Below are 14610 nucleotides of genomic sequence, written 5' to 3'. Positions count from 1 at the left end.
GAGTCTCTTAGGAGGCTTTTTATTGGGCTTCCTATGTCTGTAGTATTTCCAGGTTTTGAACAAAAGAACATTACTGTTCCATCTGAAGATGGCCCTATAGAAATTGCCTGCCAAGTTGGCGGTAATGGCCCGCCCATTCTTCTGCTTCATGGTTTTCCTCAGACCAAGGCGATTTGGGAGATAGTTGCTCCCGTATTGGCCGATAGTTTTACAGTTGTGGCTTCTGATCTTCGTGGCTATGGCCAATCGTCTAAACCACACGGTAAGGCTGATCACTCTACTTATTCAAAACGATCAATGGCAGCGGATCAACATGCATTGATGAAGGCTTTAGGACATGAGCAGTTTTTCTTATTGGGACATGATCGTGGTGGCAGAGTCTCGCATCGATTAGCAATGGATTTTCCGGAAAGCGTATTACGTTTGATGGTGCTGGATATTTCTCCAACCCTAACGATGTACGAGAACACAACAATGGAATTTGCCAAAGGGTATTGGCATTGGTTCTTCTTAATACAGCGCGAACCTATACCCGAAACTCTCATCGGTGCTAATCCTGAGTTTTGGCTCAAGAATCATATGGGCCGGCATGCTGGCACAGAAATATTCACTCCAGAGCGCTGGGCTGAGTACCTGGCTGGGGCAAGCAATCCGGAAAGTATGCACTCTATGTGCGAAGACTATCGAGCTGCTGCGAGCATTGATTTAGCTCATGATCGCAGTGATAGGGCGGCCGGCAAAAAACTCAAGATGCCATTAAGGGTGTTGTGGGGCGAGCACGGCCTAGTGAATCAGTGCTTTAAACCTATCGAGGATTGGCGGGTCGTTGCTGACGTGGTTACGGGGAAGTCCATTCCCTGCGGTCATTACATCCCGGAAGAATGCCCAGAGCAGCTCATTACTGAAGCCAAAGCCTTTTTTGCATAAAGCTCTGTCAAATTGCTTGGTGTTAAGCTCATTCCTTATTGTTCCCATCTAGTTGAAAGCATCTCACATGAATCAATCTATCAAAAAAGCTCTTTTAACAGTTACCGCCTTACTTTCCATTACCGCATACGCTCAAAAGAATGATGCCATTATCAATACTGAGCAAGTACAGCAAGGGATTGCTCGCGGGGCTATTGTTTGGGATGTGCGAGATGAAAAAAGTTTCTTAGAAGGACATATCCCTGGTGCAATTAATATTGGCGACGCTGGAAATACGCTGAGAGATCCTAATAAAGAAGACTATATTGCGACCGACAAAATCCAAAAGATCTTTAATGATGCCGGCCTAGATATCAATCGCGACCTTATCGTCTATGGTACACGTGGTAACCCGTATGCTTATTTCGGTCTTTACACCATCAATTATTTTGGCGGTAAGCAAGCCCAGGTATATCACGATGGCTTTGATGGCTGGAAATCAGCAGGCTTACCAATTCAAAAAGAGCGCCAAACATCAGCCCCCGTTTCTGTAACCCTCGTGCCCCAAGCCCAGCTAGTAGTTTCCAATGCGGAAATGCTTAAACTCGCACAGTCTAAATCTGTCCAGATTTTGGATGTAAGGACTCCTGATGAGTATTCCGGTAAAGATATTCGCGCTATTCGAGGTGGCCATATTCCAAATTCAGTCAATATTCCTTTTGAAGATAACTGGCAGGATCCGGCTACAGCAATTAAATTAGGCAAGAAGCAAGTGGCAGACAACTCTGGTATGACTCTGAAGAGTGATGCTGATCTGAAAAAACTTTATGCCAACTTGGATCCAGATAAAGAAACCGTCGTTTATTGTCAAAGCGGAGTGCGCGCTGCAGAAACTGCAGTTGTCTTAAAAAACCTGGGCTTCAAAAAAGTAAAGGTTTATGACTCGGCATGGCTTGGGTGGGGCAATAACTTAAAGGCGCCAGTTGCTGATGAGACCTTCCTTAACGTTGGGGCTTTAAACGCTAAGTTAAGTGCGATGCAAAATAAAATCAACCAGTTAGAAGAGGCCCTCAAGGCTAAAAGCAACTAGGTAATATTGAGTGGGCCCTGCTTCATAATTCTATGACGCTAGCTTGGGTGGGTTTTTTCCCAGAGGCGGGCAGGGCATCACAATCTCAGGATCAACTGTCAAAATCTTTTCATCTTTGTCTGGGTAACTGACTCTAGATAAAAGATCTCGAATAAGATTTAAGTGGGTATGCTTTTTGCTATTAGCATTGACAACGGTCCATGGCGCTTTTTCAGAGCTAGTCTGCAGCAACATCAGATCGCGAGCAACGCTATAGGCATCCCAATGGTGTTGTGCCTGTTCATCAATAGGGCTTATTTTCCACTGCTTTAATGGATCTATTTTTCTACTCTCCAAGCGCGCGGCCTGCTCTTTTTTATCAATATCTAGGTAGTACTTCATGATCTGAATGCCTGAATCTACCAGCAAGCCCTCAAATTGATTGACTGAGCCCATGAACTGTTTGTATTGTGTATCTGTACAAAAACCCATTACCTTTTCAACGCCAGCTCGGTTGTACCAACTGCGATTGAAGATGGTGAACTCACCAGCAGACGGTAGTTCAGCAACGTATCTCTGAAAATACCATTCACCTTCCTCGCGAGAGGAGGGCTTGCTTAGTGCTACAACATGGGTATCACGAGGGCTGAGATTTTCTGTAATGCATTTAATAGTGCCGTCTTTACCGGCAGTATCACGCCCCTCCAGAATGACGAGCAAGCGTAAGCCATCAGAAATGATCTGACGCTGTAGCTTTACTAATTCAATTTGTAGCAGGCGAAGCTGGGCTTCGTAATCCGCCTCGTGATTACCTTCTTTTAAATCCTTGCCCACTAATTAGGCTTGGTTACTGGAAGCGGGTGGGGTAGCGGCAACTTTTTTAGTTGCTGCCTTTTTGGCTGGAGCCTTCTTAGCAGCAACTTTCTTTGTGGGCGCCTTCTTGGCAGGAGTCTTTTTAGCAGCAACTTTCTTTGTGGGCGCCTTCTTGACTGGAGTCTTTTTAGCAGCAGGCTTTTTGACGGCTGCCTCTTTTTTCTCAAGCTTATCAAGAGCCTTGGCTAGCTTGTCTATTAGTTTCTCGCGATCTAATTCCAACTTATCCAGTTTTTTCATTAACTGTTTTACTAATTTTTTCTGACTCATGATTTTTCCTATGCTCTAAAAAATGGCTAATTCATACTCCATCGTACGGATTATTGGCCATAGATTCAAGCAATTATGACAATTAAACCTTTTTATGCCCACACTTAAATTAATGCTACATTCAAAGAGCATGTTTAAGACTCTCTCTTCCCTCCCTAAAACTGTTTGGTTAATCGGGTTTATTAGTCTTGTAAACGATTCAGCAAGTGAGATGCTGTATCCGTTAATGCCACTCTATTTAGCATCAGTCTTAATGGCGGGACCAAAGGCGATTGGCATTATTGAGGGCGTTGCTGAAGCTACATCCAGCTTATTCAAGCTTGTTTCCGGCGTCATCGTTGATAGAACTAAAAATACCAAGGTATGGATTGTGTTTGGTTATTTGCTTGCAGGTATGGGTAGGCCACTCATTGCCTTTGCTAGTTCATGGCTCGGGGTATTGCTGATTCGCTTTACAGACCGACTCGGCAAAGGCTTAAGAAGCTCTCCGCGTGATGCCTTATTGGCTGAAAGTGTGCCCGCATCCCATCGTGGCATTACTTATGGCCTGCATCGATCCATGGATAACGCAGGTGCAGTAATAGGTCCTTTACTGGCTGCATATTTACTAGCCATCAATGTCCCTTTAAAAGAGATATTTCTTTGGGCTGTTATACCCGGGGCAATTACCGTTGGTCTGGCGCTTTGTCTTAAAGACCCGCCACGAGAAAAACTCACATCAGGACCTACGAGGTTCACCTGGTCACTAAACGGGATGCCAGTTGAATTTAAGCGTTATCTAGTTGCTGTGGGGTTGTTTGCACTAAGCAATTCTTCGGACATGTTTCTGTTGCTAAGGGCAAGAGAGCTGGGTGTTCCTCAAGAACAAATACCTCTCTTGTGGGCCTGCATTTCCTTGATTACAACGGTCTTTGGGACACCATTATCGGCTTTATCAGATCGGTTTAGTCGCAAGTACTTTATTGCAATTGCTTGGGGAGCTTATGCCCTGATTTACACCGCAATGAGTTATTCAGACCTCACCATCGCATGGCTCTTTGGAATATTTGCCCTATACGGCCTGTTTAAAGCCGCCACTGAGGGTGTAGAAAAAGCTCTAGTAGCGGATTTGGCGCCCAAGGGCTTAACGGGCACTGCTTTTGGGTGGTTTAACTTATGCTCGGGAATCATGCTTTTGCCAGCATCGCTAATATTTGGCTGGCTATATGAATCTACCGGCCCGACATCGGCATTCCTGTTTTCAGGGCTATGTTCTGGTCTAGCGGTATTGCTCTTGGTATTTTGGGTCTTCAAACCCAAAATAGTGGCAAGTGAAACTCTATAAAAGCAAAAAACCCTAAATAATTCAAGTATTTAGGGTTTAATCTTCACCCTTACTCTGGGTGGAAATTGTTGCTAGCCATGAAGCTGATAGTGCGTTCAAAGCCTAAGATGCGGATGTAACGCCATGCGATATCACGATACTTGCTATCCAAGTAGCCGATAGCCACTTCAGGCGTCCTATTGGACAAGTCGATTTGTTGAATAGTGCGGGCCCAACGTTTGAGTCTTGTTGACATATTTGTCACCTCCATGGTCATACAACGCACCAGAATTCAGTAGAGATGACATAGATAGTCGAATAATGAACAAATATTTTGAGTAATAGACCCTAAATTGAGACCACTTTATGAGGATTCAGGATATTTTGCGGGTCTAGAGCCCTTTTCAGGGTCTTCATCAGGTCGTGTGCCACAGCGCCTTTATGTGCCCTTAGACCATCCAGTTTGAGCTGTCCAACCCCATGTTCCGCCGATATTGAACCCTGGCAACGCTCAACTTGTGCGTAAACCAGCTCATGAATGGCTTTCTCATTAGCCAAATTAAAGGAGTTAGGGTCAGAGCCGGGGGGTGGGGCGATGTTGTAGTGAAGATTGCCATCGCCTAAATGGCCAAAATTGATGATCCGTACACCGGGGTAGCTTGCCCTAATGAGTGCATCAGTTTCCTGAATAAAGGTATCTAATAATGACAGGGGAATAGTAATGTCGTGTTTCAGGTTGGCACCTTCTTCAGCTTGCGCCAGAGTGATGTGCTCGCGCATCTGCCAAAAAGCGTTTGCCTGACTCAAATTACTGGCGATGATGGCATCGTTAATGAGGTTCGCTGAAAAGGCTTCCTCTAGAACTGTTTCTAAGAGCTTTCGTACATGCTCCTCACTCTCATGATCAGAAAGTTCAATAAGTACAGTCAAGGGTGGGTGACCGGGTAATGGGTTAGCCATTTGCGGGAAGTGCTTTTCATTTAAGGCTAGAGATTCTTGGGTCATCATTTCGAAACCGGTGAGCAATGAGGTGGCTCGTTTCTGAAAGAGATTGAGAAGGGCAATGGTGGATGCAATATCCTTTGTGGCAACCAGAGTTGTCCATTGAGAGATCGGCAATGGATAGAGCTTCATGACGGCAGCAGTAATAATTCCTAGCGTGCCTTCGGAGCCAATGAAAAGATCGCGCAAATCGTAGCCAGTATTATCCTTGCGCAACCCCTTCATGCCATTCCAGATTTCACCTTGAGCGGTAACAACCTCAAGCCCGAGACATAGATCTCTTGTATTGCCATAGCGTAGAACATTTGTGCCGCCAGCATTGGTCGCTAAATTACCGCCAATCATGCAGCTGCCTTCTGCACCAAGACTCAGGGGAAATAGAAAATCTTGCGCTGCAGCGCTTTCCTGAATAGTTTGCAAGATGCAACCTGCTTCAAGGGTAATAGTTTGGTTGGCAACATCAATCTCCCGAATTTGATTCATCCGCTTGAGGTTGAGAATGATTTGCTGACCGCTGCTGTCGGGGGTGGCGCCACCACAAAATCCAGTATGACCACCCTGAGGAACAATCGCAACATTGCTAGCAGCACACAGCTTCACAATATGAGAGACTTCATCGGTCGTTTTCGGCAAAAGAACTGCTAGGGCCTTGCCGGTGTAACGCTTACGCCAATCGGTGAGGTAAGGCGCTTTATCCCGCTGATCAGTAAGAACATATTGCTTGCCCAATGCCGCAGCAAATTGATCTAACAAGCTTTGCATTTTTAATCAGCCTGCGCTTTTTTCATGGCCAAACTTTTTGCCTTTTGCTTAATCGGTTTTATGTAAATCAGCAAACAAACAAAGCCGGTTGTGGCTAAGACCGTCTCTAAAACAGCCATCCAAAAGTTTGTACCCGTTTCGAGAATACGCACCAAACCTTCAGTGATGTAGAGCAGAATTAACATGGAAGCCCATTGCATGGTGTAGACCTTGCCTTTCCATAGGCCAGGAATAGCAAAGAGCAATGGAACGCCTTTCAATATGAGCCAAGAACCGCCAGGGCGAAGGGGAGAGATAAACCACTCCCAACAAATACACAGAATAAATAAATCCACAAAGGCTGCAGTTGCCAGCAGTTGGTAGGGATTCTTTTCGAGGAGCTTCTTTAGCATCTGCGTTATTTGTTCTGCATGAGTTTTAGTGCGGTTTCTGCCAAACGCTTACCTTGCGCCTTTGCTAAACGCTGCTCTTCTGGGCTAATGGGGGCTCTACCATCTGCGTGTGCTAGATGAGTAACTCCATAAGGACTGCCTCCGGTATTGGAAGACATTAAATCAGGCTCACTGTAGGGTAAACCAACAATCATCATGCCGTGATGCAGAAGAGGAATCATCATGGTGAGTAAGGTACTTTCTTGCCCACCATGCATGCTGCCTGTGCTGGTAAAGACACAAGCGGGTTTGCCAATCAGAGCGCCGTTAAGCCATTCGGAGGAGCTGCCATCCCAAAAATATTTCATGGGGGCGGCCATATTACCAAATCGTGTGGGGGAGCCTAATGCCAATCCAATACATTCTTCTAGGTCTGAATATTCAACGTAAGGTGCGCCTTCATTTGGCACGGGAGCTTCTATGGCTTCACAAACTGCAGAGACTGCTGGAACCGTCCTCAGTCGGGCGCTCACTCCAGGAACGCTTTCGATGCCCTCAGCTATCAGGCGTGCTAAATCCTTGGTTGCACCATAACGGGAGTAGTACAAAACTAAAATTTCGGGTTGGCTCATATTCTTCTCTTATGATACGGCGATGCGCCTTATTCGTAACCCCCAATTATGGCTTGCTCTGGGTAAACAGCTCTGGGAGCGCAATCGCGACCTTAATCTAAACCAAATTGCCGCTAGTCTGGCATTTACAACCACCTTATCTTTGGTGCCAATGCTCACCATTGCGACCATCTTGATTGGTTATCTTCCAAGCGTCATTCAGATTAAAAATGCATTTAGAACCTGGTTGCTGGATACCTATATGCCCGGTGGCTTAAACCAGCAGGTCTTTATCTACCTAGACCAATTTTCCTCTAAGGCACGGGGATTAACTTTTGTTGGTTTGATTGGTTTGGTTATCACCACCATCATGACTTTGGCTGTGATTGAAGCTGCATTTAATCAAATTTTTAAAGTACAAGAGCGCCGCCCCATTTTTAATAAGGTCGTCATCTACGCTGCGGCTACTTTTTTAGGGCCAGTACTATTAGGCTTGGGTATTTATTTGAGCGGAATATTATTTAGCGCCTCAGAAGGTTGGATTAAGGCAATCTCATTTGGTTTTCGCCTGATGGCTGCAATTGCTCCGATTTTTTTAGCAATTGTTGTTTATACCGTGGTGTACAAAGCCTTGCCATACAGCAAGATACTCTGGTCAGATGCTTTTTCAGGAGCATTGTTCGCCGCCCTCAGTTTTGAAGTGATGAAGTTTGGCTATGCTATTTTCCTAAGTCATACCGCCTTCTATAAGACAGTTTATGGAGCCTTCGCCATCTTCCCATTGGGACTATTGTGGATCTATATGACTTGGTGGATAACGCTTGCTGGAGCAGTATTAGTGGCAAATTTACCCGATATTCGTAGTGGGGTCATTAGGGTTATTCGTTACTAAAAGATGTTCTCTAGACCTTGATTGAAAGAGGTCTTGGGGATATATTGAAGCTATCAGCAAACACATTGCACTGTTTTTGGAGACCAGATGAAAGTTCGTGACATATTGCGCGTAAAGGGCAGCACATTATTTACTGTGGCTCCCGAGACTGCACTGCAGACTGCTGTATTGGTGATGAGCGAACATGATATTGGCTCCTTGGTAGTGATGGAGTACGACAAGCTTGTGGGTATTTTGACTTTCCGCGAAGTGATTGCCGCTTTAGCAAAACACCATGGAAAAATTGATGATCTTCAAGTGCGCCATGTCATGAATCAAAAGCCCTTGACATGCAATATGGAAACCGAAATAGATGAAGTGCGTCGCATGATGTTAGTTGACCACGCACGTTATTTACCTGTGGTTGACCAAAAAATGCTGATGGGCGTCATCTCTTTTTACGATGTTGCCAGGTCGGTAGTTGAAGCTCAAGACTTTGAAAACACCATGCTAAAGGCATACATTCGAGACTGGCCAGAAGACACAGAAAAGGCTGCTAACTAGTCTTTAAGGGCTTGTGTTGAGTCCACATTCCTGACAAATGACATAATGTAGCTATGTCAGGAAACACATTAGGCCTCCTCTTTACCGTTACCACTTTTGGTGAATCTCACGGTCCCGCTATTGGGGCAGTAGTTGATGGCTGCCCTCCGGGCATGAGTTTATCGGAGGCTGATCTCCAGTTAGACCTTGATCGTCGTAAGCCAGGGACCTCACGTCATGTCACCCAACGCAAAGAAGAAGATAAGGTAGAGATACTGTCTGGCGTTTTCGAAGGCAAGACAACGGGTGCGCCTATTGGGCTTTTGATACGCAATACAGATCAACGCAGCCAAGATTACGGGGATATCTTACAAACATTCCGTCCTGGTCATGCTGACTATGCTTATCACTATAAATATGGCTTTCGTGATCCGCGTGGTGGTGGCAGATCTTCTGCACGTTTAACTGCACCCGTTGTTGCGGCGGCAGCTATCGCCAAAAAATGGTTGCATGAACAATATGGCACCGAATTCTATGGCTATATGAGTCAACTGGGCGAAGTTGAAATTCCACTTAAAGATTTATCTCAAGTTGAGAAGAATCCATTTTTCGCTGCCAATGCTGAGATCATTCCTCAGCTTGAAACCTATATGGATGAACTGCGTAAAGCAGGGGACTCCTGCGGAGCACGCATTGAGGTGCGCGCGCGTAATGTGCCGATTGGCTTAGGTGAACCTCTTTTTGATAAATTGGATGCAGATATTGCGCATGCCATGATGGGTATCAATGCCGTCAAGGGTGTTGAAATTGGGGCAGGCTTTAAATCCGTTGCCCAACGTGGGAGTGCCCATGGAGATGAAATGTATGCCGATGGCTTCGCTAGCAATAATGCAGGCGGCACCTTGGGCGGCATTAGTAGTGGCCAAGATTTGCGGGTTTCTATTGCAATTAAGCCCACATCTAGCATCATGAGTCCAAAGCAATCCATTGACTTGGATGGCAAGCCGATCACCGTTCAGACCAAAGGCCGCCATGATCCTTGCGTTGGTATTCGTGCCACGCCAATCGCTGAGGCAATGCTGGCCCTAGTCATCATGGATCATGCATTACGTCATCGCGCTCAGTGTTCTGACGTTCAAGTGATTACCAAACCTATTCCCGCAGCTCGGCCGGGATCGCAAACAGACTGATGACTGTTTTGACATGACGCCTTCACTTCGTTGGGCCTTCGGGTCCTTTTTCTTTTTGTATTTTGCTTATGTTGGCTTGGTTTCCCCGTATGCCAGCCTGTTCTTTTTGGATCGAGGATTTAGCGTCATCGAAATATCCGTCTTAATGTCGATGCTCCAAATTACCCGTATTGTTGGTCCATTCTCATGGGGTTGGCTCTCTGATTTTCTGTCAAATCGCATTGGCATTATTCGTGTCTGCGCCTGTTGTGCGGCAATTGTTTTTTTATCTATTTACTTTCTGCATAGCTATGTCAGCTTCTTCATCTGGATGTTTGTACTTCACACCATCCTTAGTAGCCTCATGCCGCTGGGAGAGTCAGCTACTGTTCATGCTCTGTTCAAAGACAATTCTTTCGACAAACGCTACGGACGTTTGCGCTTATGGGGATCTCTAGGTTTCATCTTCATGGTACTGGCGGCTGGCGAACTCTTTCAGCGTAAGTCGATAGAGCTTTATCCTATTGTTGGCACTATTGTGTTGTTAGCCCTAGCCCTAGTGACTTTCCTGTTGCATGAACCCAAAGTGGAACGTCGCAAAATGGTGAAGGGTGAATTACTAACAATACTTTTTAATCCAGATGTCCGCTGGTTTTTGCTATCTGGCTTTTTTATGGTTTTTGCACATGCGGCACTCTATGTTTTTTATTCACTTTATCTAGCTGATCTTGGTTACGATAAATTCCAAATTGGATTGTTCTGGGCCTTAGGAGTATTTGCTGAGGTGATTTTCTTTTACCTCCAAAGTAAAGTGCTCAGTCGTTTAGATGCTGAAGTTGTACTTCAAGCAGCGTTTGGTATTGGGGTAGTGCGCTTTATTCTGATTGCATTTCTTCCCATCACATCGGTACTTATTTTTGCGCAAATAATGCATGCCGGTACTTTTGCAGCCCACCACAGTGCTGCCACTAAATTACTACAACGCTGGTTTACGGGACCCTTGCAAGCTAGAGGTCAGGCTTTGATGGCTACCGTATCTTATGGTCTAGGCGGAACATTGGGCGGGTTGTGCGCGGGCTGGATTTGGGAAGCATCCCAACCGCGTGATGTGTTTGTGATGTCTGCTTTTGCCTGTGGCTTGGCAGGCATGGCAATTCAGAAACTCAGGCCACGCAGCAAGCCAAGCAAATAAAGTAACTAAAGCTTTTTTGCCTTATTGAATCTTTGCCTTAGCACGAAGTTTTTGCATCATTTCAGTGAACTTGGTTTTTTGCCAGTTTTGGTCCGATGCAATCATTTGCTTCAGTTGATCTTTCAATTCTTCAAAACTGGGCACCTTCACATCACGAGCATCCACCATTTTGATGATGTGATATCCAAATTGAGATTTCACGGGCTTATCGCTAGTTTGGCCATTTTTGAGCTGAACCATAGCCTTTGAGAACTCAGGGACCAAAGATTTATCAGAGACCCAGCCAAGATCACCACCATTTTTAGCCGATCCGGGATCTTTGGATTTCGCCTTGGCTAATTCTTCAAAATTCGCACCGGCCTTAAGCTGAGCAATGATCGCATTGGCATCTGATTCTTTCTCAACCAGTATGTGCTCCACGTGGTATTCCTTGCCGGTATATTGATCCTTAACGCTTTCATAGGCAGCCTTTAGGTCTGATTCGGCAACGCCTTCCTTTTCGACGTAGTCCTCAAAAACAGCCGCTACTAAAACACCAACACGAGCTTGCTCCAATTGATCGCGTACTGATTCTTTTTGAATCACTCCGCGCTTGTCAGCCTCTTGCAATATCAACTCACGGGTTACTAGCATCTCACGCGCTTGATCGCGCACTTGGGGGCTGTCAGGTCTTCCTGTTTTTTGAACCAATTTGTCCAATTGGGATTTTGGAATCGATTTGCCATTCACAATGACAGCGTTCTGGGCGATCGCATTAGTCGAGAGTAGGCTTGCTAAAAAGCTGATAGTGAGTAAGGACTGGAATTTCAACATGGTGTGCAAATAATTTAATAAATGTTCAAAGGATAAATGCTACTGTAAAGCAGTGCTAGTTACTGGACTCTTCCGGGGATAAGGCGTTAATAGTTAAAGCATGAATTTCTTGTGGTATGTGCCGATTTAAGGCAGCGTAGACAGCGCGATGTCTTGCCAATAGACCTAAGCCCTTAAATTCTGGAGCCACAATCGTGAGCTTAAAGTGACCTCCGCCACTGGCAGCACCAGCATGCCCAGCATGCAAATGGCTTTCATCTTCAATCGCAAGATGCAGAATTGCAAAGGATTGATGTAAATCTTGCTCAAACAACGCAATGCGTGCCTTATTCATACTCATTCAGATGGATGCTCCATATGGCGAGATAACCAAACACCTTGAATAATGACAAAGACTACTAGTAAGCCTGTGCTACCAAATAATTTGAAATTGACCCAAGTTTCTTCAGAATATTCAAAGGCGATATAGAGATTCAGCACACCCATCAGAAAGAAGAATGCAGCCCAAGCCATATTCAGGCGGTGCCAAACAGAATGTGCACTTTCTGCCTTGAGTGTTACCTGCTTGCCCATGAGGACCTGTATCCAATTTTTTGCAAAGAATTGAGCGCTAATAAATAGGGCCGCCGCAAATAACCAATAAAGGGCAGTTGGCTTTAGCTGAATAAAGGTCTTGTCATGCAAAAAGATGGTCAGACTGCCAAATACCAAAATCATTGCCAGGCTGATCCATTGCATGGCATCAATCTTGCGGTGGCGATAGTAAACCCACAAAATTTGTCCAATGGTCGCAACCATAGCAACAATTGTTGCGGTGTAGATATCGCCAAATTTGAAGGCAATAAAGAACAGAATGATGGGGAATAGGTCGAATAAAAATTTCATAAAAGAGATTATCCAGCTATTTGGTTTTTAGACCGTATTTAAGACTCGTTTGTCTGTTTTGCATTAGCGCTTGGTTCAAAACCAAGGGATGCAGAGTTAATGCAATAGCGTAAACCGGTAGGGTGGGGTCCGTCTTCAAAGACATGGCCAAGATGGGCATCGCAATGGGCGCAACGCACTTCGGTACGAATCATCCCGTGGCTGGTATCTTTAATTTCCTTAATAGCAGATTCCTCTTCTGGTTTGTTGTAGCTGGGCCATCCACAGCCAGCATCGAATTTCGTTTCAGATAGAAAAAGGGGGGTTGCACAACAAATACAGGTATATCTACCTTTATCCCAATGATCCCAATATTTGCCAGAGAAAGGTCTTTCGGTGGCGGCTTCTCTTGTTACTCGATATTCAATATCGCTAAGCATTTCTTTGTATTCTGGATCTGTCTTTTTCATAAAAACTCCGATAAGTTGAATGCGCAATATAGCTTTAAGAAGAGCAGCTCACTTCAATGGCTGCTAAATCTGGGGATGGTGGAACTGCATATTCCTCATATTCCTCTTGCTCATCAAAAGGATTCTCCAAAATTTGCAGCAACCTAGCCACTTCAGAAAAATCTTTTTGCTGGGCTTTTTCAATAGCTACCTGAGCAAGATGATTGCGCAATAGGTATTTCGGGTTGATACCATTCATTTTAGATTTACGATCAGCGTCAACAGTCGATTCCACCTTCAAGCGTGCAATGTAATCGTTAAACCATTGATCAATCGAGTCTCGATCAATGAAGTCATGACGCAATTTGATTTCGCTCACAGGGGCGTTGGTATTAATGTTAGCAAGCTTTCGAAATAGATTCGTAAAATCCACCCTTGAGTCATGCATGGCCTTGAGCAGTCTTTCAATCAACTCGATATCATTATCGCGTGTCGACTCCAGACCCAGTTTCTGCCTAAATAACGCCTGCCAAGACTGCCCATAGATCACTGGAAATTCACTGAGGGCATTGCTCAAAAGCTCCTGGGACTCCGCTTCAGAATGAGCTAATTCCAGTAGCGGAATAAAGGCACTGGCTAAACAAGCCATATTCCAATGCATGATTTGAGGTTGGCGATGGTAGGCATAGCGCCCACCTTGATCACTATGATTGCAAATGTGGTCGACTTGAAACTGATCTAAGAAGCCGAAAGGGCCATAGTCGATGGTGAGTCCCAAGACACTAATGTTGTCGCTATTGAGGACACCATGACAAAAGCCGACAGCTTGCCACCGGGCAACCAACTTAGCGTTCCGTTCGCAGATTTTTTGGAACAAGTTCAAATAAGGATTTTTGCTGTCACGACAATCGGGGTAGTGCTGGTCTATCAAAAGATCGGCCAATTCTTTTAATTGAACAATATTTTGGGTTGATGCAAAGTGTTCAAAATGACCGATGCGGATAAAGCTTGGCGCCAAACGGGCGCACACTGCAGCTGTTTCCATCGTTTCCCGTCGTACCGGTAAGTCGGATCCGACTACCGCAAGGGCTCTACTTGTTGGGATGCCCAAGGCGTGCATCGCTTCACTACATAGAAATTCTCGAATGGAGGAGCGAAGGACGGCTCTGCCGTCGCCCATGCGGGAATAACGCGTTTTACCTGCCCCCTTTAATTGCAACTCTTGACCGTTGATATCGCCCAAAAGAATGGCGCGCCCATCACCAAGTTGTCCAGCCCAGACGCCAAATTGATGTCCGCTATAAACAGTGGCAATCGGGTTAGAAAACTTCAAAGATTGGGTCTCTAATGCATTGCCCGCCAATGCGTCTAGCCACGCATCATCTTGTGGGTAACCATCATCCTTCAGCGCTATATTGACTAATTTTGCCGCTGAGGCGGAAAAAGCCACCCAGTAAGGCTCTGGTATTGGACTTGGTTGTAGAGTTTGAATGGCGTCATCGCCGCTTAAAGTAAAGGCCATAAGAACTATTCTAGGTGCAA

At 45.3% G+C, this 14610-nt stretch carries 18 protein-coding genes; 7 read left to right on the top strand and 11 right to left on the bottom strand.

All coding sequences use genetic code 11. The features are described 5' to 3' along the window. Window positions 1-33 precede the first annotated feature (33 nt). On the top strand, window positions 34-927 hold the full coding sequence (locus C2740_RS04620; RefSeq protein WP_215294216.1) for an alpha/beta fold hydrolase: 894 nt from the start codon (window positions 34-36) through the stop codon (window positions 925-927). 67 nt (window positions 928-994) lie between these two features. Then, complete coding sequence (locus C2740_RS04615) at window positions 995-1996, top strand: sulfurtransferase (protein ID WP_215294215.1); 1002 nt, start codon at window positions 995-997, stop codon at window positions 1994-1996. Between the two features lie 30 nt (window positions 1997-2026). Here the strand turns inward: C2740_RS04615 and ppk2 are convergent, their stop codons facing one another. After that, window positions 2027-2809 (bottom strand): polyphosphate kinase 2, encoded by a 783-nt coding sequence (ppk2, locus tag C2740_RS04610; protein WP_215294214.1) that lies wholly within the window; start codon window positions 2807-2809, stop codon window positions 2027-2029. Between the two features lie 3 nt (window positions 2810-2812). Then, window positions 2813-3118 (bottom strand): serine/threonine protein kinase, encoded by a 306-nt coding sequence (locus C2740_RS04605; RefSeq protein WP_215294213.1) that lies wholly within the window; start codon window positions 3116-3118, stop codon window positions 2813-2815. 130 nt (window positions 3119-3248) lie between these two features. Between C2740_RS04605 and C2740_RS04600 the strand changes: the two genes are divergently transcribed. Next, complete coding sequence (locus C2740_RS04600) at window positions 3249-4442, top strand: MFS transporter (protein WP_215294212.1); 1194 nt, start codon at window positions 3249-3251, stop codon at window positions 4440-4442. Between the two features lie 49 nt (window positions 4443-4491). Here the strand turns inward: C2740_RS04600 and C2740_RS04595 are convergent, their stop codons facing one another. The 4 genes from C2740_RS04595 to wrbA all read right to left on the bottom strand — a co-directional run bounded on the left by C2740_RS04595 (window position 4492) and on the right by wrbA (window position 7188). Next, window positions 4492-4677, bottom strand: coding sequence for a hypothetical protein (locus tag C2740_RS04595; protein WP_215294211.1), 186 nt, complete (start codon window positions 4675-4677; stop codon window positions 4492-4494). Between the two features lie 92 nt (window positions 4678-4769). Continuing rightward, window positions 4770-6185 carry an FAD-binding oxidoreductase gene (locus C2740_RS04590; protein ID WP_215294210.1) on the bottom strand — a complete coding sequence of 472 codons (1416 nt, stop codon included), beginning with the start codon at window positions 6183-6185 and terminating at the stop codon, window positions 4770-4772. Between the two features lie 2 nt (window positions 6186-6187). After that, window positions 6188-6577 carry a DUF2069 domain-containing protein gene (locus tag C2740_RS04585; RefSeq protein ID WP_215294209.1) on the bottom strand — a complete coding sequence of 130 codons (390 nt, stop codon included), beginning with the start codon at window positions 6575-6577 and terminating at the stop codon, window positions 6188-6190. Between the two features lie 5 nt (window positions 6578-6582). After that, window positions 6583-7188, bottom strand: a complete 606-nt coding sequence (gene wrbA, locus C2740_RS04580; protein ID WP_215294208.1) for an NAD(P)H:quinone oxidoreductase — start codon at window positions 7186-7188, stop codon at window positions 6583-6585. 22 nt (window positions 7189-7210) lie between these two features. On the opposite strand from wrbA, the gene C2740_RS04575 reads away from it, so the two are divergent. The 4 genes from C2740_RS04575 to C2740_RS04560 all read left to right on the top strand — a co-directional run bounded on the left by C2740_RS04575 (window position 7211) and on the right by C2740_RS04560 (window position 10942). Continuing rightward, entirely contained in the window at window positions 7211-8059 is an 849-nt protein-coding gene (locus tag C2740_RS04575) for a YhjD/YihY/BrkB family envelope integrity protein (protein WP_215294207.1), read from the top strand. A gap of 87 nt (window positions 8060-8146) precedes the next feature. Further along, the gene (locus C2740_RS04570; protein ID WP_215294206.1) at window positions 8147-8602 is read left to right on the top strand and encodes a CBS domain-containing protein; all 456 of its coding nucleotides are present in this window, start codon (window positions 8147-8149) and stop codon (window positions 8600-8602) included. Between the two features lie 53 nt (window positions 8603-8655). Beyond that, the gene (aroC, locus tag C2740_RS04565) at window positions 8656-9771 is read left to right on the top strand and encodes a chorismate synthase (protein WP_215294205.1); all 1116 of its coding nucleotides are present in this window, start codon (window positions 8656-8658) and stop codon (window positions 9769-9771) included. A gap of 13 nt (window positions 9772-9784) precedes the next feature. Beyond that, window positions 9785-10942 carry an MFS transporter gene (locus tag C2740_RS04560; protein WP_215294204.1) on the top strand — a complete coding sequence of 386 codons (1158 nt, stop codon included), beginning with the start codon at window positions 9785-9787 and terminating at the stop codon, window positions 10940-10942. Window positions 10943-10963: 21 nt separating this feature from the next. Here the strand turns inward: C2740_RS04560 and C2740_RS04555 are convergent, their stop codons facing one another. The 5 genes from C2740_RS04555 to C2740_RS04535 are packed head-to-tail and all read right to left on the bottom strand — an operon-like array spanning window position 10964 to window position 14590. Then, entirely contained in the window at window positions 10964-11755 is a 792-nt protein-coding gene (locus C2740_RS04555; RefSeq protein WP_215294203.1) for a peptidylprolyl isomerase, read from the bottom strand. Window positions 11756-11810: 55 nt separating this feature from the next. After that, a complete protein-coding gene (locus tag C2740_RS04550; protein ID WP_215294202.1) occupies window positions 11811-12095 on the bottom strand; it encodes a BolA family transcriptional regulator in 285 nt (94 codons plus the stop codon). Continuing rightward, a complete protein-coding gene (locus C2740_RS04545; RefSeq protein ID WP_215294201.1) occupies window positions 12092-12640 on the bottom strand; it encodes a septation protein A in 549 nt (182 codons plus the stop codon). The genes C2740_RS04550 and C2740_RS04545 overlap by 4 nt, the downstream gene beginning before the upstream one ends. Window positions 12641-12678: 38 nt before the next feature. After that, window positions 12679-13089, bottom strand: a complete 411-nt coding sequence (gene msrB, locus C2740_RS04540) for a peptide-methionine (R)-S-oxide reductase MsrB (RefSeq protein WP_215294200.1) — start codon at window positions 13087-13089, stop codon at window positions 12679-12681. Between the two features lie 34 nt (window positions 13090-13123). Then, window positions 13124-14590: a YdiU family protein gene (locus tag C2740_RS04535; protein ID WP_215294199.1), complete on the bottom strand. Its 1467-nt coding sequence runs from the start codon at window positions 14588-14590 to the stop codon at window positions 13124-13126. Window positions 14591-14610: the final 20 nt, after the last annotated feature.

The organism is Polynucleobacter sp. MG-5-Ahmo-C2 (genome assembly GCF_018687735.1).
Classification (GTDB): domain Bacteria; phylum Pseudomonadota; class Gammaproteobacteria; order Burkholderiales; family Burkholderiaceae; genus Polynucleobacter.
The sequence above is the reverse complement of the archived record's forward strand: the minus strand, read 5'-3'. Positions and strand labels throughout refer to the sequence as shown.

Coding starts and splice junctions, on each gene's coding strand:
- C2740_RS04615 (WP_215294215.1), top strand. CDS start 995: ATGAATCAATCTATCAAAAAAGCTCTTTTAACAGTTACCGCCTTACTT.
- C2740_RS04595 (WP_215294211.1), bottom strand. CDS start 4,677: ATGTCAACAAGACTCAAACGTTGGGCCCGCACTATTCAACAAATCGAC.
- C2740_RS04555 (WP_215294203.1), bottom strand. CDS start 11,755: ATGTTGAAATTCCAGTCCTTACTCACTATCAGCTTTTTAGCAAGCCTA.
- C2740_RS04575 (WP_215294207.1), top strand. CDS start 7,211: ATGCGCCTTATTCGTAACCCCCAATTATGGCTTGCTCTGGGTAAACAG.
- C2740_RS04545 (WP_215294201.1), bottom strand. CDS start 12,640: ATGAAATTTTTATTCGACCTATTCCCCATCATTCTGTTCTTTATTGCC.
- C2740_RS04600 (WP_215294212.1), top strand. CDS start 3,249: ATGTTTAAGACTCTCTCTTCCCTCCCTAAAACTGTTTGGTTAATCGGG.
- aroC (WP_215294205.1), top strand. CDS start 8,656: ATGTCAGGAAACACATTAGGCCTCCTCTTTACCGTTACCACTTTTGGT.
- C2740_RS04620 (WP_215294216.1), top strand. CDS start 34: ATGTCTGTAGTATTTCCAGGTTTTGAACAAAAGAACATTACTGTTCCA.
- C2740_RS04560 (WP_215294204.1), top strand. CDS start 9,785: ATGACGCCTTCACTTCGTTGGGCCTTCGGGTCCTTTTTCTTTTTGTAT.
- C2740_RS04570 (WP_215294206.1), top strand. CDS start 8,147: ATGAAAGTTCGTGACATATTGCGCGTAAAGGGCAGCACATTATTTACT.
- msrB (WP_215294200.1), bottom strand. CDS start 13,089: ATGAAAAAGACAGATCCAGAATACAAAGAAATGCTTAGCGATATTGAA.
- C2740_RS04535 (WP_215294199.1), bottom strand. CDS start 14,590: ATGGCCTTTACTTTAAGCGGCGATGACGCCATTCAAACTCTACAACCA.
- C2740_RS04550 (WP_215294202.1), bottom strand. CDS start 12,095: ATGAGTATGAATAAGGCACGCATTGCGTTGTTTGAGCAAGATTTACAT.
- C2740_RS04605 (WP_215294213.1), bottom strand. CDS start 3,118: ATGAGTCAGAAAAAATTAGTAAAACAGTTAATGAAAAAACTGGATAAG.
- C2740_RS04585 (WP_215294209.1), bottom strand. CDS start 6,577: ATGCTAAAGAAGCTCCTCGAAAAGAATCCCTACCAACTGCTGGCAACT.
- C2740_RS04590 (WP_215294210.1), bottom strand. CDS start 6,185: ATGCAAAGCTTGTTAGATCAATTTGCTGCGGCATTGGGCAAGCAATAT.
- wrbA (WP_215294208.1), bottom strand. CDS start 7,188: ATGAGCCAACCCGAAATTTTAGTTTTGTACTACTCCCGTTATGGTGCA.